The sequence below is a fragment of the Herbaspirillum huttiense genome, from assembly GCF_047300815.1.
Lineage (GTDB): Bacteria > Pseudomonadota > Gammaproteobacteria > Burkholderiales > Burkholderiaceae_D > Herbaspirillum > Herbaspirillum huttiense_A.
In genome coordinates this window covers 3,940,550-3,957,844 of record NZ_CP178608.1, presented here as the reverse complement: position 1 = coordinate 3,957,844, position 17,295 = coordinate 3,940,550, and the positions used below count along the sequence as shown (strand labels likewise).

Genomic DNA, 17,295 nt, shown 5'->3' with positions numbered 1-17,295 from the left:
AGTGGAGAGGCGCTACGCCACCGCCCGGACTTCATCGTTGAGCCGGTGCAGCGCGCGGAAGCGCGAGGGCGGCATGCCCTTGTGAGCCAGGAACTGGCGATTGAAATTGGAAAGATTGTTGAACCCGACCCGGTAGCACACCTCGGTCACGCTCAGTTCGGTGCACATCAGCAACTCGCAGGCTTCGTTCAGGCGCAATCCGTTCTGGTACTGGATGAAGGTGCAGCCCGTATGCCGCTTGAAGAAGCGCGTAAAGCTGCTCACGCTCATGCCCGCCAGTTCGGCCACATCGCTCTCGCGCAGGTTGCCGCCCAGGTTCTGGCGGATGCAGGAAAGCACCTGGTTGATGGTGGACGACATGTGCCGCTGGGCATCCAGGTCGTAGCCCGGTCCGGCCAGGGGCTTGCGTTCGCGGCAGGAGGCCAGCTGTTCCAGCACGCTCATCATCAGCACCACACGGCGCGCGCCACTGGCCTGTGCCAGGTCCTGCATCAGCGGAACGATCGACCTGCCCAGCGCATCGGGAAACTGCAATCCACGCGCTGCGCCCTCCAGCAGATCCTGCAAGGGCGAGAGCTCCGGGATGGCCCCCAGCATGCGGTCAGCGAAAGGCCGCGAGAACTGCAGCACCAGGTCGCGCGCGCCCACATGTTCGCCCGCGCCCAGGTTGCTGACCCAGTTGTGCGGCAGGTTGGGTCCGGTCAGCACCAGGTTGCCGGGACCGAAGTCGCCGATGAAGTCGCCCACGAAAAACTTGCCGCTGGAAGCGGTGATGACGTGGACTTCGTATTCAGGATGAAAATGCCATTTGGCCACCGTGTGCGGGTAGTCATGCACCCACGCCCTGAACGATTCGTCCTGGCGGGTATGGACCAGCTCCAGATCCGGACTCATGCTTTGTCTCCTTGCCATGCGGGCCGTCGTCTTGTCCTCCGGCCGCAAAGGCGGCGGGCGGCAGCGACAGGTTCTCTCCGCTGTGTACATCGAACACGTGCAACGCGTGCTGATCGAAGGCCAGGTGCAGGCGCTGTCCCGCCTGCGGCAGGTGCTGCGCGCTCACCAGGGCGGTCAGCGTCTGTGCGCCCCAGCGGGTGGTGAGGAGGGCATCGGCCCCCAGGATCTCCACCAGTTCCACATCGACCGTGCAGGTCAGGCTGTGGGCGGCGTCCTGCTCACCGGCCATGCGGACATAGTCAGGACGCACCGCCAACTTTACCGCCATTCCCGTTGCCAGGCGTGAAAACCTTTCATCCTGCAGGACCCAGCGCTGGTCTTCGCAGCGCACGGACAGCGTTGCGCCATCACGTTCGACCACGCCATCGAGGAAGTTCATGGCGGGCGTACCGATGAATCCCGCCGCAAAGAGCGTGCGCGGATAACGGTAGAGCTCGGCCGGCGAACCCGCCTGCACGATCTGCCCGCCCTGCATGAGGATGACGCGGTCAGCCAGCGTCATGGCTTCGAGTTGGTCGTGGGTGACGTAGACGGTGGTGGTGCGCAGGCGCTGGTGCAGGCGCTTGATGTCGCCGCGCAGTTGCGCGCGCAGCTTGGCATCGAGGTTGGAAAGCGGCTCATCGAACAGGAACACCGACGGCGTCTTGATGATGGCGCGGGCAATCGCCGCGCGCTGCTGCTGGCCACCGGACATGGCGCGCGGCTTGCGGTCTAGCAGGGCATCCAGATTCAACATGGCCGCCACGTCGCGCACGCGGCGGTCGATCTCGGCGGCCGGGCGCTTCAGGCGGCGCAGGCCGAAGGCGATATTGTCATACACGTTCATGTGCGGATAGAGCGCGTAGTTCTGGAACACCATGGCCACGTTGCGATCCCGCGCAGGCAGCGCGTTGACCACCTTGCCGCCGATGGAGAGGGTGCCGCCGCTGATCTCTTCGAGTCCGGCGATCATGCGCAGCATGGTCGATTTGCCGCAGCCCGAGGGACCGAGCAGGACCACGAATTCGCCATCACCGATGGCCAGATCCAGCGGATGCAATACCGGCGGGCCACCGGCGTAATGCTTGGACAAGCCCTGGCAGCGGATGTCGGCCATGGTCAGCCTTCCATTTCGATCTGGATCTTCACATCCTGCGGACGGCCGCGCGCGGCTTCCTCGAAGGCCTCAATCCCCTGCGAGAAGGGGAAGCTGCGTGAAATGAAAGGCTTCACATCGATCATTCCCGAGCTCAGCAACGCCAGTGCGCGCGGGAAAATGTTGGCATAACGGAAGACTGATTCCAGCCGCACTTCCTTGGTCTGCATGGTCACCACGTCCAGCGCCACCGGCTCCGGCGGCATGCCCACCAGCACCGCGCAGCCACCGGGACACACCAGGTCCAGCAAGGTCTGGTAGACGCCGGCATGGCCCGACGCCTCAAACACCACATCGGCACCCCAGCCCTCGGTGACTTGCTGCACCACATCAGTCAAGGACCGCTGCGACACATCCACCGTGATGACGGCCGGGTTGCTGGCGAAATGCGCCAGCTTCTCGGCCACCACATCGGCCAGGATCACGCGCGCCGCGCCCCCGGCCAGGGCCGCCAGTGCAGTCATGGCGCCGATGGTGCCGGCACCGATCACCACGGCCGTATCGCCCGGCTTCATGCGCGCCTTGGTGGCGGCCTGCAGGCCGATGGACAAGGGTTCGACGATGGCCCCTTCGGCAAAGCTGACGTTGTCCGGCAGCCGATAGGTGAAGGCCGCCGGATGCACCACGCTGCCGGTGAGGCAGCCGTGGATGGGCGGCGTGGCCCAGAAGCGCACCGATGGGTCGAGGTTGTACAGGCCGCGCAGCGTGGCCGGCGAATCCAGGCGCGGAATGCCCGGCTCCATGCAGACGCGGTCGCCGACCTTCAGTTGCGTAACGGCGCTGCCGACTTCGATGATGGTGCCCGAGGCCTCGTGCCCCAGCACCATGGGCGCTTCCACCTTGAAGGGGCCGATGCGGCCGTGGGTGTAGTAGTGCAGGTCGCTGCCGCAGATGCCCACGGTGTGGATGCGGATGCGCACATCCTGGGCACCGAGCTCCTGGGGCAGGTCGATGTCGCGCAGGGCCAGTTCACGCGTGGCTTCGAGTACGAGGGCTTGCATGGGGTCTCCTTATTTTCCGGTGAGGATGGAATTCAACAGCCGGCTCAACACGCCGACAAAGATCAGGGGCGGCAGCGCCAGCAACACGGTGGAAGCGTTGATCACGCCCCACGGCACTTCCTGCCCCATGGAAGTAAAGGCCGAGGCCACCACCGGCAGCGTGGCGCTGTTGGATGAAGTCAGCGCCAGGGCGATCATCAGTTCGTTCCACACCAGCACGAAGCTGAAGATGATCCCGCCGAGCAAGGTGCCGGCGCAGTTGGGCAGGGCGATCTTCCAGAACACCGCATAGGGGCCGTAGCCATCGAGAGTGGCGGCTTCCTCGATCTCGCGCGGCATGCGCTGGAACACGGGAATCGACAGCCAGGTGATGGTGGAGAGCGTGGTCAGCAGGTAAGTCACGATCATCGAGAAGCGCGTGTCATACAGCCCCAGGTCGACCCAGATCGCAATGAGCGGAATGGCTACTGCCACCGGCGGCAGGAAGCGCAGCGAGAGCAGGAAGAACTGGATGTCGCGCTTGCCCGGCACGTGATAGCGCGCAATCACGTAGGCCGCCGGCACACCCATGAGCGTACCCAGCAGCACGGCGCTGCCGACGATGACGGCACTGTTGGTCAGGCCCACCAGCACTTCCGGACTGCCGATGACCTGGCGATAGTTCTCCAGCGTCGGCGTGAAGAGAAAGCGCGGTGTCGGCGTAACGATGTCCAGCAAGGTCTTCAGCGAATTGAGCAGCGCCCACAGCAGCGGAAACACCGCCACCAGCACCAGCAGGATGCCCACGCCCCAGACGGCGCAGCGTGCAATCAGTCTTCCCATTTGCTCACCCGTTTCCAGATCAGGGTAAAGATCAGCGTGGTCGCCACCATCATCAGCACCGCCATGGTGGAGGCATACGAGACCTTGCCGGACAACCCGATGCCTTGCGCATAGGCATACATGTCCAGCGTTTCGGTAGCCACGCCCGGGCCACCCTTGGTCATCACGTAGATCAGGTCGAAGGAGCGCAGCGACTCCACCATCTTGATGAAGACCAGGCTGATGAGCGGCGCCTTCAACATCGGCAGGGCGATGTAGGCGTACACCTGCCAGGTGCGCGCGTGGTCCAGCCGCGCCGCCTCCAGCGGTTCGGGCGGCAGGGTTTCCAGCAGCTTCAGGACAATTACGGCGAAGAACAATCCCCACTGCCAGATATCGACGGCAGCCACCGCATAGAGCGCCAGCAGCGGGTCCGACAGGAAGGCCGTGTCATGGATGCCCACCAGTCCCAGCAGCCAGCCCAGGATGCCGGTCAGCGGCGAATACATGAATTTCCAGATGAAGGCGGCCGACACGCGTGGCAGCAGCACCGGCGTGATCAGCAAGACGCACATGGCTTGCCGCCATTTGCCGTGGACGTTTTCAAACAGGTAGATGGCGATGAGGATGCCGGCCACCACCGCACCCAGCACGGTGACCACTTCCCAGATCGCCGAGACTTCAATGGCATTGAGGAAGCGCCGGTCCGACAGCAGCCGCTCGACATTGCGCAGCCAGACGTAGTCGCTGTCGGGATAGCGCAGCACGCGGTTCTTCAGTGCCAGGTTGATCGCCGCCACCGTCGGTACCAGCCCCAGCACCAGCATCACCAGGAGCGACGGGCCGAGGAACAGGTAGGGCAGCGAGGTCTTTCCACGATTGAACATGCAGGACTCCGGAGTCCGCCCCGTTCCGGCGAGGGAACAGGGCGGCTACATCGTTTGACGCGGTTGAATGAAGGAAATTATTTACGCGCGTGTTCCATCGCGTCCTGCGCATACTGGGCGGCTTCGTTCAGGGCGCGCGCAATGTCCTTCTGGGTGCCGGTGAAGACTTCTTCCAGCGCCACGCCCAGGTTGTCGCCGATGTCCGGCCACTGCGGGCTGGGCCAGATGGTCAGCTTGGAGACCGGGGTGGTGTCCTTCAAGCCCGCCAGGATCTGCGGCTTGACGTTCTTCTGGAAGTAATCGCTCTGGATGGTGCTGGTGCGGTTGTAGTCGCTGAATACCTTCTCGCGCAGGCGCGCCTGTTCCTGCTCCTTGCCGGTGGCAAAGGCGATGAACTTGCCGGCTGCCTGGCGCGTGCACTCGTCCTTGGCGCCGATGGCGGAGATGGCCAGCCCGTGGCCGTAGGCAGCCGAGGGCAGCGGTGCCGGCGGACGGGCATAGCCGACCTTGTCGGCCACGCTGGACTTGCTGCTGTCTTCCATCCAGTCGGCGAAGGGCGTGGACTCGATCATGAAGGCCACCTTGCCCGAGCGGAAGGCTTCCAGCGCATTGCTCCAGTCATAGGTAGCCGCACCCGGGGGACCGTACTTGAACAGTTCCGCATAGAGCTGCGTGGCCTTGACGGCCGCCGGCGAATTGAAGGCCGGCTGGTTGTTCTTGTCGGTCCACTGGCCGCCCTGGGCCAGCATGAAGGGCGCCCAGCGCCACACGTTCATGCCCGAGCCGCGCTGGCCGCGTGCCACCCAGCCGTAGACGCCGGGCGGCGAATGCAGCTTCTTGATGTCGGCCACCAGTTCGTCCAGCGTGCGCGGCACCGGCAGGCCGGCCTTCTCCAGCAGGTCGCGGCGATAGAAGAGGAAGTCCGAACCGCCGATCAACGGCGCGAAATACGCCACATCCTTGTAGCTGGCCACCGCCCGGCGACCGGGCAGGAAGTCGTCATAGTCGGCCTCCTTGGGGAAATACTTCAGCAGCGGCACGATCCAGCCAGCCGAGGCGAACTCGGCCACGTTGGCCTCATCGACGTAATACACCTGGTAGGAACCGGCCTTGGTGGAAGCATCCAGGCGCGACTTGGCGCGCCGGTCGTTCTCGCCGAAGTAGCTGATCTCCACGCGGGTGCCGGTGCGCTTCTGGTAATCGGCCAGCGATTTCTCCATCACCGTCAGGCCCAGGCTCTTCTGCGCCAGCACCTTCAGCACGGGGACATTGCAGGACTGCGCCGATGCCACCAAGGGCAGGGCAGCGCCAAGGACGGCGCACGCGGCGCCCAAGCAGATCTTGTTCATGGGTTGTCTCCTGGTATTTTTTATCGTTCAGGTCGGGCGCAGATGCGGGGGGAATCGCAACCACCCTTTGCCTTCACAGGCAGGAGCAAGAGTACGAGGGCAGGGCGCGCCGCTCCACGCCAAAAGCGTGCAGCGGGCTGATACTTTTTGATCGTTTGTTGTGGGGGCTGCGCGGTTTTGTATTACCGCTGCGTGGGAAAGAGGCGTATCAGCTCGCCAGCGCCGGCAGGCTCACGGTGGCCACCAGTCCGCTGCCCTGCGCCGGCGCATCGAGCCGGATCGCGCCTTGCGAAGCCTGCACGATCTCGCGCACGATGGCCAGGCCCAGGCCCGAGCCCGGCTGGTCCGGCGCAGCATTGCGATAGAAGCGCTCGAAGACGCGCTCGCGGACCTCGGCGGGGATACCGGGGCCATTGTCGGTCACGGTGATGATGACCTGGTTGCGTTTCTTCTCCAGCCCCACAGTGACCTTGCCACCCTCCGGCGTATAGCGCAGGGCATTGTCAATCAGGTTCATCAGCAAGCCCATCAGCTGCGCTTCATTGCCGTTGACCATGGCGCTCTCCAGCGTGGTCTCCAGCCCCAGGTCGATGCCCTTCTTGAGCGCCAGTCCGGCCAGTTCCTCCAGCACCATGGCGGCCACTGCCAGCAGGTCCACCGGGGCGCGCGGGAAGGCGCTGCTGTTGGAGGCTTCGGCCTGCGAGAGCAGCAGCAGCTTGTTGGTCAGGTCGGTCATGCTGCGGCTGCCTTCCTGCAAGGACGCGAGCACCTGCTTGACCCGCGCCGGATCCTCCAGCTGGCGGGCGAACTGGATCTGCGAATCGATCACCGCCAGGGGCGTGCGCAACTGGTGGGCAGCATCGGCCACGAAGCGCTTCTGCACCGTCACCTGGGCATTGAGGCGGAAGATGTACTGGTTGATGGCCTCCACGATGGGCCGCAATTCCTGCTGCAAGCCGCCTGCACGCAGGGGCGTAAGCGAATCCGGCTCGCGCGTGGCCAGCTCATCCTTGAGCGCCAGCAGCGGGCGCAACTCCATCGTCAGGCCCAGTACCACCAGGCTGATGGCCAGCAGCAGCAGCACGATCTGGCGCCGCAAGGAGGCGTGCCACTGGTCGTCGATCATTTCCTGCCGTCCCTGCATGGTCTGGCCCACCGAGACGGCCACCATGCGCAGCGTGCCTTCATCGAACAGCGCGCGGATGTAGCTGACCACGCGCAGCGGCTTGCCCTCGAAGGTGGTCGTGGTATAGACCGGATAGAGCGCCGCAAAGTCAGGCTCGGCGGGGAAGTCCGGGCGTCCGGCCAAGAGCGTTTCGTCATCCATCCGCACCTGGTAATACACCGCATCCTGCGCCGGCGAGGCGAACAGTTCCAGCGCGGCAGGGGGGATGGAGACCACCGGCGCGCCATCGCTCCAGCCGACCTGGCCGGCCATCATGCGGGCCGAGGCCAGCAGCGCGCGGTCCTGTACCAGGGTGGCGCTGGAGACGGCATTGTCATAGGCGTCGCCGGTCGACAGGCCCACGTAGACTGCCATCGGAATTAGCAGCCACCACAGCAGCCGCAGGCGCAGGCTGTCAATCATCTTTCTGTTTGAGCAGATAACCCAGTCCGCGCAGGGTCATGATGGCCGCGCTCGACTGTTCCAGTTTCTTGCGCAGGCGCGAGATGTAGATTTCGATGGCGTCCGCGCTCGGTTCTTCGGACAGGCTGAAGACCCCCTTCATCAGCGCGGTCTTGGAGACGGTCTTGCCTTGCTTCAACATCAGCACTTCCAGCACGTCATGCTCCCGCGCCGGGAGCGCCAGCGTCACACCGGCCACCGCAAACTGGCGCGTGTTGCTGTCATAGACCAGGTCGCCACAGTGGATCTCGGCGGCCTTGTCGGGCGTCTGGCGGCGTACCAGCACCTTGATGCGGGCCACCAGTTCGCGGATCTCGAAGGGTTTGACCAGATAGTCATCGGCCCCGGCACCGAGGCATTCGACCTTTTCATCGATGGAGCCGCTGGCGGTCAGGATCATCACCGGCACGCCGTTGTGGCGCTCGCGCAGGCGGCGCAGCACGTTCTTGCCGTGCAGCTTGGGCAGCATCAGGTCCAGCAGGACGACGTCGTAGTTCTCGTCGCGCAGGACCTGGTCGGCGATCTCGCCATCGGCGGCGATATCGACCTTGAACTTGTGTTCCTTGAGGATCTGCTCCAGCCAGTGGGCGAGCTGGGGATTGTCTTCGATCAGGAGCAATTTCATGCGATGGTCTCGTGTTTCTGGAGGTTCTTTTTTGTTGCGCTGCAAAGCAGAAAGCCGGAATTTGGAAAGCTGGATGAAGGTTTCGGCTTCTTAGAATAGGCCCGCAGTCTACAAGAGATGGCGACAGACCATCCAACCAATAATTTGGAGACAATCATAATGCGTCACGAACTTCGCGTGTTCCCGCCCCTCGGAACGCCTGCCCTGCGCCGCCGCCTGCTGGCCCTGGGCGCCACCGCCATCGCTGCCTGCGCCCTGGGCCTGGCGGCCCCGCAGGCCCATGCCGCCGACAAGATCATCATCATGGTTGGCGGCATCAACAAGCTCATCTATCTGCCGCCCAAGCTGGCCGAAAGCCTGGGCTACTTCAAGGAAGAAGGCCTGGACGTGGAGCTGCAGTCGCAGCCGGCCGGGGTCGATGCCGAGAATGAACTGCTGGCCGGGGCCGTGCAGGCCGTGGTGGGCTACTACGATCACTCCATCGACCTGCAGAGCAAGGGCAAGGAGGTCACTTCCATCACCCAGCTGCTGCTGGTGCCGGGTGGCATGGAGATGGTGCGCGCCGACCTGGCTGACAGCGTACGCAGCATGGCCGACCTGAAGGGCAAGACCCTGGGCGTGACCGGGCTGGGCTCTTCCTCCAGCTTCCTGGCGCAATACCTGGCCAGCCGCGCCGGCCTCAAGGCGGGCGATTACTCGATCCTGCCGGTCGGTGCCGGCAATACCCTGATCGCCGCCATGAAGCAGAAGCGCGTGGACGTGGCCTGGACCACCGAGCCCACCACCTCCATCCTGCTGGCCTCGGGCGCGGCCAAGGTGCTGGTCGACATGAGCAGCGTGGACGGTACCAAGGCCGCGCTGGGCGGACTGTATCCGGCCTCCAGCCTGTACGTGCATCGCTCTTGGATGGTGAGCCACAAGGCCGACGCGCAGAAGCTGGCGCGTGCCTTCGTCAAGACGCTCAAATACATCCAGACCCACTCGGCCGAAGAAGTGGCCGAGAAGATGCCCAAGGACTACTACGGCGGCAACAAGGCCATCTACGTGCAGGCGCTCAAGGCTTCGCTGCCCATGTATTCGCCCGATGGCAAGATGCCCGCCGGCGGGCCGGAACAGGTGTTGAAGGTGATGGCCGGGTTCAACCCCAACATCAAGGGCAAGAACATCGACCTCGCCAAGACCTATACCAACGAGTTTGTCGACGCGGTAAAGTGAATTTTGCCGGTGATATGAAGGCACCGTAGAATCCACGGGCTTTCGCATCGATTTCCAGGAGCTGACGTGAACAAAAACCTCCGCCGTGGCCTGCTCTCGCTGGCCGTTGCCGGCACCGTACTGGCCGCCTTGCCGACCCACGCCATGGCCGCCGCCAAGGTCACCATCATGGTGGGCGGCATCAACAAGATGGTCTACCTGCCCGCCAAGCTGGCCGAACAACTGGGCTACTTCAAGGAAGAGGGCCTGGACGTGGAGCTGCAGTCGCAGCCGGCCGGGGTCGATGCCGAGAACGAACTGCTGGCCGGGGCCGTGCAGGCCGTGGTCGGTTTCTATGACCACGCCATCGACCTGCAGACCAAGGGCAAGGAAATCACCGCCATCACCATCCTGGGCCAGGTGCCGGGCGAAGTGGAGCTGGTCTCCACCAAGGCCGCGCCGCACTTCCAGAGCATGGCCGATGCCAAGGGCAAGACCCTGGGCGTGACCGGGCTGGGTTCGTCGACCAACTTCCTGACCCAATACCTGGCCTCGCGCCACGGCATCACCTCCAAGCAGTTCTCGGTGCTGCCGGTGGGCGCGGACAATACCTTCATCGCCGCCATGAAGCAGGGCCGCATCGATGCCGGCATGACCACCGAACCGACCGCGTCGTTCCTGCTCAAGACCGGCGACGCCCAGGTGCTGGTGGACATGCGCACCGTGGAGGGAACCGTCAAGGCGCTCGGCGGGCTGTACCCGGCCTCCAGCGTGTATGTACAGCGCAGCTGGCTCAACAGCCACAAGGAGGAAGCGCAGAAGCTGGCGCGTGCCTTCGTGAAAACGCTCAAGTTCATCAACACGCACAGCGCCGAGCAGATCGCCGAGAAGATGCCCAAGGACTACTACGCCAGCAACAAGGCGCTGTATGTACAGGCCCTGACCAATTCGCTGCCCATGTATTCGCAGGACGGCAAGATGCCCAAGGGCGGGCCGGAGACCGTGCTGGCCGTGCTGTCTGGGTTCAATCCCAACGTCAAGGGCAAGCATGTGGACTTGTCCAAGACCTACACCGATGAATTCGTCAACGCCGTGAAATGAGGCGGGGACTGGCTGCGGGTCGGTCTTCCTGAAAACTATATAAACGATATACGCCATGATGCGCAGCAGCGCGTCAGGGGCGCGCTCAACCCGAATTCAACCCCAAGCCACGAAAGAGCCCCACGATGAACGCCATCAACCAGCAGGCCTTCACCCCCGCCGGCCAGGCCGCCCAGGCCACGCCGGCCATCGAATTGCGCAACGTGAGCTGCCGCTTCATCACGGCCGACGGCCGGGCGACGGTGGCCCTGCGCGATTTCTCCATGAGCGTGGCGCGCGGCGAATTCGTGGCCGTGGTTGGCCCCACCGGCTGCGGCAAGTCGACCACGCTTTCGCTCATCACCGGCCTGCTCAAGCCGACCCTGGGCGAGGTACGGGTGATGGGGCAGCCGGTCAACGGCATCGATCCGCGCATCGGTTTCGTGTTCCAGAACGATGCGGTCTTTCCCTGGCGGAGCGTGCGCGACAACGTGGCGGCTGGCCCCATGTTCCGTGGCCAGTCCAAGGAGCAGGCCCATGCGCTGGCCGATGAATGGATCCGCCGCGTGGGCCTGGACAAATTCGGCGACCACTATCCGCACCAGCTCTCGGGCGGCATGCGCAAGCGCGTGGCGCTGGCGCAGACCTTCATCAACAGCCCCGAGATTTTGCTGATGGATGAACCCTTTTCAGCACTGGACATGCAGACCCGCACCCTGATGCAGGATGAACTGCTGCGCCTGTGGTCGGCCCATTCGGGTTCGGTGGTGTTCGTCACCCATGACCTGGAGGAAGCCATTGCGCTGGCTGACAAGGTCTACGTGCTCACCGCCCGCCCGGCCACCTTGAAGAGCGTCTACCCGATCGACCTGCCGCGTCCGCGCGTGATGGAGGAAGTGCGCTATGAGCAGCGCTTCATCGATATCTCGCGGCGCATCTGGGCCGATCTGCGCGAGGAAGTGCATATCGCCTGAGGCGCCATGCCACGCAGCCACATCGCCTATTCAATTCAGAACGACAGGGGACTCCCATGACACAAGCACAAGCCAGCCACAGCGCCGCGACGATGGACATCGCCGCCGTCGAAGCCGAGGCACAGCGCAAGATCCGCGCGCGAAAACAACTGGTCATCGGCCTGCGCATCGCCATCCTGGTGATCGTGCTGGGCGGCTGGGAAGGCGGTGCGCGCCTGGGCTGGATCGATCCCTTCTTCTTCTCGCAGCCGTCGGCCATCGTGGCGCAGATCGTCGAGTGGATGGTCGAGGGCACCTCCCAAGGCCCGCTCTGGACCCAGGTCCTGGTGACGCTGGAAGAAACCGTGCTGGGATTTTTGATCGGCTCGGTGGCCGGGGTCATCGCCGGCATCATCCTCGGGCGCAACAAGCTGCTCTCGGATGTCTTCAGCCTCTACATCCAGATCGCCAATTCGATTCCGCGCGTGGTGCTGGGCTCCATCTTCGTCATCGCCTTCGGCCTGGGCATGGCCTCCAAGGTGGCGCTGGCGGTGGTGATGGTGTTCTTCGTGGTCTTCGCCAATGCCTTCCAGGGCGTGCGGGAAGCCGACCGCTACATGATCGCCAACGCCCAGATCCTCGGCGCCTCGCCGCGCCAGGTGACCATGGCGGTGGTGATCCCGTCGGCACTGTCGTGGATCCTGGCCAGCCTGCATGTGAGCTTCGGGTTTGCACTGGTGGGTGCGGTGGTCGGGGAGTTCCTCGGGTCCAAGCAGGGCATCGGCCTGCTGATCTCCACCGCCCAGGGTGCTTTCAATGCCAGCGGCGTGTTTGCGGCCATGATCGTGCTGGCCGTGGTGGCACTGGCGGCGGACTGGCTGCTGCATGCGCTGGAACGGCGCTTGCTGAAGTGGCGCCCGCAGGCCTTCTGATGAGAAATGCCTGAGGGCGTAGAATGTGACGCCAGCAATCGGGGACACGGCAACGTGTCCCCGCCGTGCTTTGATCCGCGCGTTTCCACTTCCTTTCCGTCATGTCCGCCAACCAGCCGCCTCGCCCCAGTGACACTGCTGCAACTCCGTCCGCCTCACCCTCTCTCAACGATCCCGTGACCCAGCGCGCGCTGCTGTGGATCGTGGCCTCCGGCTTTTTCATGCAGACGCTGGACACCACCATCGTCAACACCGCCTTGCCCGCCATGGCGCGCAGCCTGGGCGAGCCGGTGCTGAACATGCACCCGGTGGTGGTGGCCTACACGCTGACGATGGCGTCGCTCACGCCTGCCTCGGGCTGGCTGGCCGACCGCTTCGGCACGCGCCGTGTGTATTTCGCGGCGATCCTGCTGTTCGCACTGGGTTCGGTGTTGTGTGCGATGGCACCGACCCTGCCGCTGTTGCTGGCCGCACGCGTGATCCAGGGGCTGGGTGGCTCCATGCTGCTGCCGGTCGGGCGCCTGGCCGTGCTGCGGGCAGTGCCGGGCGCGCAATACATCGCTGCCCTGGCCTCGATCTCGATAGCCGGGCAGCTCGGTCCGGTGGTCGGTCCTGTACTGGGCGGGTGGCTGGTAGAGAGCCTGTCCTGGCACTGGATCTTCCTGATCAACCTTCCGGTAGGTGTACTGGGGATGGGGGCCGTACTGTACTTCCTCCCTGATGACAGCCTTACCGGTACACCTCGCTTCGATCTCTTCGGCTGTGCTTTGCTGTCCGCCTGCATGGTGGCCTTCTCGCTGGCGCTGGACGTGCCTTTCGATACCCACCGTACTGGCTGGAGCCTGGCACTGTCTGCTGTGGCAGCATCAACTGTACTGGTCTACTGGCGCCATGCGTCCGTTCATCCGCGTCCACTGTTCCGGCTCGGTTTGTTCGGGGAACCCAATTTCAGCATCGGACTGGCAGGTAACCTGGTCTGCCGTATCGGTTCCTCGGCAGTGCCGTTCCTGCTGCCGCTGCTGTTGCAGGTGCGGCTGGGCTATTCACCGCTGCATGCGGGCATGCTGCTGCTGCCGGCCGCCATTGCGGGCACCATTGCCAAGCCGTGGATCGCGCCGCTGGTCAAGCGTTTTGGCTATGACCGCTTCCTGTTGATCAATACGGCCATCGTCGGGATCTCCATCGTGTCGTTCGCGCTGATTACGCCCGGCTGGCCGCTGGCCGCGTCCATCGTGCAGCTGGCGGTGTTCGGGGCGTCCAACTCGATGCAGTTCGCGGCCATGAACAGCGTGACCCTGAAGGGCTTGCGCAAGGAAGATGCGGGCAGTGGCAACAGTCTTTTCTCCATGGTGCAGATGCTGGCCATCGGCCTGGGCGTGACCATCGGCGGGACCATGGTCAATGTTTTCAAGAGCGAGGCGGGTGTGGCCACCAATGCCAGCTTCCAGATCACCTTCGTGATCGTCGGGCTCATCACCCTGGTCTCGGCCTGGGTGTTCCGCAGGATGGATCCGCGTTACTTCAGCTGAGCGCGGCTCAGGTCTCGCTCCACTGGCGCAGGAGGTTGTGATAGCAGCCTACCAGGGTGCGCCGTGCGAGTGCATCGGCGTCGGTCTGGTTCAGGCGCTGGATGGCGTTGTCCATGTCGAACAGCATCTGGCGCTGGCCATCGTCGCGCACCAGGCTCTGCACCCAGAAGAAACAGCCCACCCGCACGCCGCGCGTGACTGGCGTGACGGTATGCAGGCTGGTGGCCGGATAGAGCACCATGTCGCCCGCCGCCAGCTTGACGCTGTGCATGCCGTAGCTGTCATCGATCTGCAGTTCGCCGCCATCGTAGTCTTCGGGGTCGGCCAGGAACAGCGTGGCCGAGACATCGGTACGCAGCTTGCGTCCGCTGTGCGGATGGATGCGCACGCTGCCATCGACGTGGGCGCCGAAGGTCATGCCCTCGCCATAGCGATTGAACATGGGCGGGTAGATCAGGTTGGGCAACGCTGCGCTGATGAAGCGCGGATGCCGCTCCAGCGCAGAGACGATGATGCGCTGGCATTGCAGGGCGACGTCGGACTGCTCGTCGATCTGCTGGTTGTATTTCACCGGCGCGCCCTGGTAGCCCGCCGTCACGCGCCCATCCACCCAGGCCGGTCCTGCGTTGTCGAGCAGGCTGCGCACGGTCTGCAGGGCTGGCGGGTCCAGCAGCTGGGGGATGGTGATGAGCATGGGCGCGTCCTCTTTCCTTACATGCGATAGGTCAGCGACAGCAGGGCGGTACGGCCCGAACCCGGGACCGAACGGCCGCCGTCGGATTGGATCAGCGCATCGTAATACATCTTGTCGGTCAGGTTGTAGAGGTTCAGGCGGATGTCGTAGGCCTTGGTGGTGTAGGCCAGCATCGCGTCGTAGCGGGTATAGCCGCCGACCTGCACCGTATTGGTGGCATTGGCATAGCGCTGCGACATGTAGGTCGCGCCGCCGCCGATCTGCCAGTGCGGTGCCAGGTCGTAGGTGGTCCAGGTGGTGAAGGTGTGCTTGGGCGTGTTGACCGGGATCTTGCCGACCGAGGTATCGGCCACGGCACCGCCGACCACCTTGGCATCCAGGTAGGTGTAGTTGGCGGCGATCTGCCAGTCGCGGGTGATGCGGCCGGTGGCGCCCGCACGCGCGCCATTCACGCGCACCGTGCCTGCCAGTGCATAGACGCCGGTGGCGACCTGGCTGCGTGCGTTTTCCTTGGTGATCTGGAAGCCGGCGGCGGTCAGCGCCAGGCCTTCGGCCACATCCCACTTGCCGCCCAGTTCATAGGAGCGGTTCTTTTCCGGGTCCAGGTTCTGCTGGCCGGTGGTGCCGGTCAGCTGTTCCAGCGAAGGATTGAAGGAGGTGCCGTAGGAAACGTAATACGACTGCGCCGCGCTGGGCTGCCAGATCGCGCCCGAACGCACGCTCACGAAGTTCACGCTCTGCTGCGCGTAGCCCAGTGCGGTGGAGCCGCTGGTATTGCCCGAGTTGATCGAGTTGCTGATGCTGGCCACGTAGCGGTCATAGCGCAGGCCGCCCACCAGCTTGAATTGCGGCACCAGTTCGATGGTGTCGCCGACATAGGCGGCGATGGTGTTGGCACTGCCGCCGGCGCGGTTGCCGCGGGTCTCGGCCACGCTGCTGCCGGCCGCGCTGTAAGAAGGATTGACCAGGCTCACGCAATCCATGTAGCCGGTGGTGGCGCCGGCTGCGTTGAGCGAGCGGCCATTGCAGCTGCCGTTGCGGTAGTAATTCTGGTTATCGTAACCGTCGTGACCAACTTCCACGCCCACCAGTGCATCGTGCTTGACGCTGCCGGTACTGAACTTGGCGGCCAGTTCGGTCTGGTTGAAGATGGAGTAGTCGTTGATGTTGCGGTCATGGCTCTGGCCGCGCACGAAGAGGCTGGACAGGGGCAGGCTGCTGGCCGCATTGGTGAGCGCCGTGAAGCCGCTGGACGAGACCGTGCCGATGGTATTGGGCGCGGTTTCCACGGCATTGGTGTGCACGTAGTTGAACTGGGTCTGGTTGCGCAGGGTGACGTCGGGGGCGATCTTGTGCTTGATGCCGGCATTGAACGCGGCCACGTCCTGGATGGTGCGGTCACTGTTCAAGCCATAGGCGGTGTTGCGGTCGACGTTGACCGGGTGGCCGTTGAGCGGCGGCAGGCCGTAGTCGGGCTGGTCCTGGTTGTGCTGCAGCAGGGCCGAGAGCGTGATTTCGGTGGAGGTGCCGATGCCCCAGACATAGGAGCCGGCCAGGCCGAAGTCCTGGACATCGGTCTGGTTGCGCGTGCTGGCCGCGCCGTTCTGGGCCATGGCTTCGATACGCAGGGCCGAGGTGTCCGACAGCGGACGGTTGACGTCCACCGTGCTGCGCACCAGGCCATTGGTGGTGACCGAACCGGAGATTTCGGTGGCGGCCTTGAGGTTGGCCTTCTTGCTGACCTGGTTGATGATGCCGCCGGTCGAGCCGCGGCCGAAGAGCATCGAGGAGGGGCCCATCAGGACTTCCACTTCTTCGATGGCGAAGGTGTCGCGGTAGTACTGGCCACGGTCGCGGAAGCCGTCCAGATAGATGTCGGTACGGGCCGAGAAACCGTTGAGGTTGATGTTGTTGCCGATCTGGCCGCCTTCGGCGCCGCCCAGCGTGATGCCGGAGACGTTGCGCAGCGCATCGGCCAGCGAGCTCACGCCCTGCGACTGCATCTGCGCCTTGTTGACCACCGTCACCGATTGCGGCACGTCGTGCAGGTCGGCCGGCAGCTTGGTGATGGCCGTGCCGGTGCTGGCGAAATCATCGCGGCGGCCTTCCACCGTGACCGGGGCGAGCTGGCTGCCCGTGGCGGCGGTGGCGTTGGACGCGGCGGCCTGCTGTGCGTGGACGGAGAGGGGAGCGGCAAAGGTGGCGACCAATGCGGCGGCAATCGGCGTGAGACGGTTCATGTTGTACTTGTCGCTAGTGGAGTAGGAAACGATGAGCTGTCCCGCTCGCGCAGGACCGGCTCGAATGGCTGGCTACTCCGTCCTTCGATGGCAACAAGGAAGTCCGTTTGGCTGGCTGATGACCAGTGTTCTTTTTTTTACATGCTAATGATTGGGATTCTCATTCGCATGGGTGGCAAGATTAAGGGGGAAGTCTGACAAAATGCTGTCAGTTTCCTGACGCAGAACTGAGTGTGACAAAAAAGAAACACTCTGGCCATGCCGCGCCCCGCCTGGGTGATCGCCTGATTTGCA

At 64.1% G+C, this 17,295-nt stretch carries 15 protein-coding genes; 5 read left to right on the top strand and 10 right to left on the bottom strand.

From position 1 onward, the window contains the following. Window positions 1-12: 12 nt before the first annotated feature. The 8 genes from ACLRDN_RS18120 to ACLRDN_RS18085 all read right to left on the bottom strand — a co-directional run bounded on the left by ACLRDN_RS18120 (window position 13) and on the right by ACLRDN_RS18085 (window position 8,379). Window positions 13-894 (bottom strand): AraC family transcriptional regulator, encoded by an 882-nt coding sequence (locus ACLRDN_RS18120; protein ID WP_413457416.1) that lies wholly within the window; start codon window positions 892-894, stop codon window positions 13-15. After that, a complete protein-coding gene (locus ACLRDN_RS18115) occupies window positions 830-2,050 on the bottom strand; it encodes an ABC transporter ATP-binding protein (RefSeq protein WP_413457415.1) in 1,221 nt (406 codons plus the stop codon). The genes ACLRDN_RS18120 and ACLRDN_RS18115 overlap by 65 nt, the downstream gene beginning before the upstream one ends. Before the next feature lie 2 nt (window positions 2,051-2,052). Further along, window positions 2,053-3,090, bottom strand: a complete 1,038-nt coding sequence (locus tag ACLRDN_RS18110) for an NAD(P)-dependent alcohol dehydrogenase (RefSeq protein WP_413457414.1) — start codon at window positions 3,088-3,090, stop codon at window positions 2,053-2,055. Between the two features lie 9 nt (window positions 3,091-3,099). Then, window positions 3,100-3,912 carry a carbohydrate ABC transporter permease gene (locus ACLRDN_RS18105; protein ID WP_134223054.1) on the bottom strand — a complete coding sequence of 271 codons (813 nt, stop codon included), beginning with the start codon at window positions 3,910-3,912 and terminating at the stop codon, window positions 3,100-3,102. After that, the gene (locus ACLRDN_RS18100; RefSeq protein ID WP_034340932.1) at window positions 3,900-4,778 is read right to left on the bottom strand and encodes a carbohydrate ABC transporter permease; all 879 of its coding nucleotides are present in this window, start codon (window positions 4,776-4,778) and stop codon (window positions 3,900-3,902) included. Before ACLRDN_RS18100 ends, ACLRDN_RS18105 begins: the two co-directional genes overlap by 13 nt. A 77-nt stretch (window positions 4,779-4,855) precedes the next feature. After that, window positions 4,856-6,127, bottom strand: a complete 1,272-nt coding sequence (locus ACLRDN_RS18095) for an ABC transporter substrate-binding protein (protein ID WP_413457413.1) — start codon at window positions 6,125-6,127, stop codon at window positions 4,856-4,858. Window positions 6,128-6,335: 208 nt separating this feature from the next. After that, entirely contained in the window at window positions 6,336-7,715 is a 1,380-nt protein-coding gene (locus ACLRDN_RS18090; protein WP_413457412.1) for a sensor histidine kinase N-terminal domain-containing protein, read from the bottom strand. Continuing rightward, a complete protein-coding gene (locus ACLRDN_RS18085; RefSeq protein ID WP_088754848.1) occupies window positions 7,708-8,379 on the bottom strand; it encodes a response regulator in 672 nt (223 codons plus the stop codon). Before ACLRDN_RS18085 ends, ACLRDN_RS18090 begins: the two co-directional genes overlap by 8 nt. Before the next feature lie 159 nt (window positions 8,380-8,538). On the opposite strand from ACLRDN_RS18085, the gene ACLRDN_RS18080 reads away from it, so the two are divergent. The 5 genes from ACLRDN_RS18080 (at window position 8,539) to mdtD (ending at window position 14,067) form a co-directional block, all read left to right on the top strand. Beyond that, window positions 8,539-9,594: an ABC transporter substrate-binding protein gene (locus ACLRDN_RS18080; RefSeq protein ID WP_413457411.1), complete on the top strand. Its 1,056-nt coding sequence runs from the start codon at window positions 8,539-8,541 to the stop codon at window positions 9,592-9,594. A gap of 66 nt (window positions 9,595-9,660) precedes the next feature. Beyond that, window positions 9,661-10,674, top strand: coding sequence for an ABC transporter substrate-binding protein (locus tag ACLRDN_RS18075; RefSeq protein ID WP_413457410.1), 1,014 nt, complete (start codon window positions 9,661-9,663; stop codon window positions 10,672-10,674). A 125-nt stretch (window positions 10,675-10,799) separates the two neighbouring features. Beyond that, window positions 10,800-11,627: an ABC transporter ATP-binding protein gene (locus ACLRDN_RS18070; protein WP_051156266.1), complete on the top strand. Its 828-nt coding sequence runs from the start codon at window positions 10,800-10,802 to the stop codon at window positions 11,625-11,627. 56 nt (window positions 11,628-11,683) lie between these two features. Next, window positions 11,684-12,538, top strand: coding sequence for an ABC transporter permease (locus ACLRDN_RS18065; protein ID WP_039784519.1), 855 nt, complete (start codon window positions 11,684-11,686; stop codon window positions 12,536-12,538). Between the two features lie 176 nt (window positions 12,539-12,714). Then, entirely contained in the window at window positions 12,715-14,067 is a 1,353-nt protein-coding gene (gene mdtD / locus ACLRDN_RS18060) for a multidrug transporter subunit MdtD (RefSeq protein ID WP_413457409.1), read from the top strand. Window positions 14,068-14,074: 7 nt separating this feature from the next. On the opposite strand, the gene ACLRDN_RS18055 is transcribed toward mdtD, so the two are convergent. Both ACLRDN_RS18055 and ACLRDN_RS18050 read right to left on the bottom strand, forming a co-directional pair. Further along, window positions 14,075-14,761 carry a Fe2+-dependent dioxygenase gene (locus ACLRDN_RS18055; protein WP_259432854.1) on the bottom strand — a complete coding sequence of 229 codons (687 nt, stop codon included), beginning with the start codon at window positions 14,759-14,761 and terminating at the stop codon, window positions 14,075-14,077. Window positions 14,762-14,778: 17 nt separating this feature from the next. Continuing rightward, on the bottom strand, window positions 14,779-17,001 hold the full coding sequence (locus tag ACLRDN_RS18050) for a TonB-dependent receptor (RefSeq protein WP_413457408.1): 2,223 nt from the start codon (window positions 16,999-17,001) through the stop codon (window positions 14,779-14,781). Window positions 17,002-17,295 lie beyond the last annotated feature (294 nt).

Coding starts and splice junctions, on each gene's coding strand:
- ACLRDN_RS18120 (WP_413457416.1), bottom strand. CDS start 894: ATGAGTCCGGATCTGGAGCTGGTCCATACCCGCCAGGACGAATCGTTC.
- ACLRDN_RS18115 (WP_413457415.1), bottom strand. CDS start 2,050: ATGGCCGACATCCGCTGCCAGGGCTTGTCCAAGCATTACGCCGGTGGC.
- ACLRDN_RS18110 (WP_413457414.1), bottom strand. CDS start 3,090: ATGCAAGCCCTCGTACTCGAAGCCACGCGTGAACTGGCCCTGCGCGAC.
- ACLRDN_RS18105 (WP_134223054.1), bottom strand. CDS start 3,912: ATGGGAAGACTGATTGCACGCTGCGCCGTCTGGGGCGTGGGCATCCTG.
- ACLRDN_RS18100 (WP_034340932.1), bottom strand. CDS start 4,778: ATGTTCAATCGTGGAAAGACCTCGCTGCCCTACCTGTTCCTCGGCCCG.
- ACLRDN_RS18095 (WP_413457413.1), bottom strand. CDS start 6,127: ATGAACAAGATCTGCTTGGGCGCCGCGTGCGCCGTCCTTGGCGCTGCC.
- ACLRDN_RS18090 (WP_413457412.1), bottom strand. CDS start 7,715: ATGATTGACAGCCTGCGCCTGCGGCTGCTGTGGTGGCTGCTAATTCCG.
- ACLRDN_RS18085 (WP_088754848.1), bottom strand. CDS start 8,379: ATGAAATTGCTCCTGATCGAAGACAATCCCCAGCTCGCCCACTGGCTG.
- ACLRDN_RS18080 (WP_413457411.1), top strand. CDS start 8,539: ATGCGTCACGAACTTCGCGTGTTCCCGCCCCTCGGAACGCCTGCCCTG.
- ACLRDN_RS18070 (WP_051156266.1), top strand. CDS start 10,800: ATGAACGCCATCAACCAGCAGGCCTTCACCCCCGCCGGCCAGGCCGCC.
- ACLRDN_RS18065 (WP_039784519.1), top strand. CDS start 11,684: ATGACACAAGCACAAGCCAGCCACAGCGCCGCGACGATGGACATCGCC.
- ACLRDN_RS18055 (WP_259432854.1), bottom strand. CDS start 14,761: ATGCTCATCACCATCCCCCAGCTGCTGGACCCGCCAGCCCTGCAGACC.
- ACLRDN_RS18050 (WP_413457408.1), bottom strand. CDS start 17,001: ATGAACCGTCTCACGCCGATTGCCGCCGCATTGGTCGCCACCTTTGCC.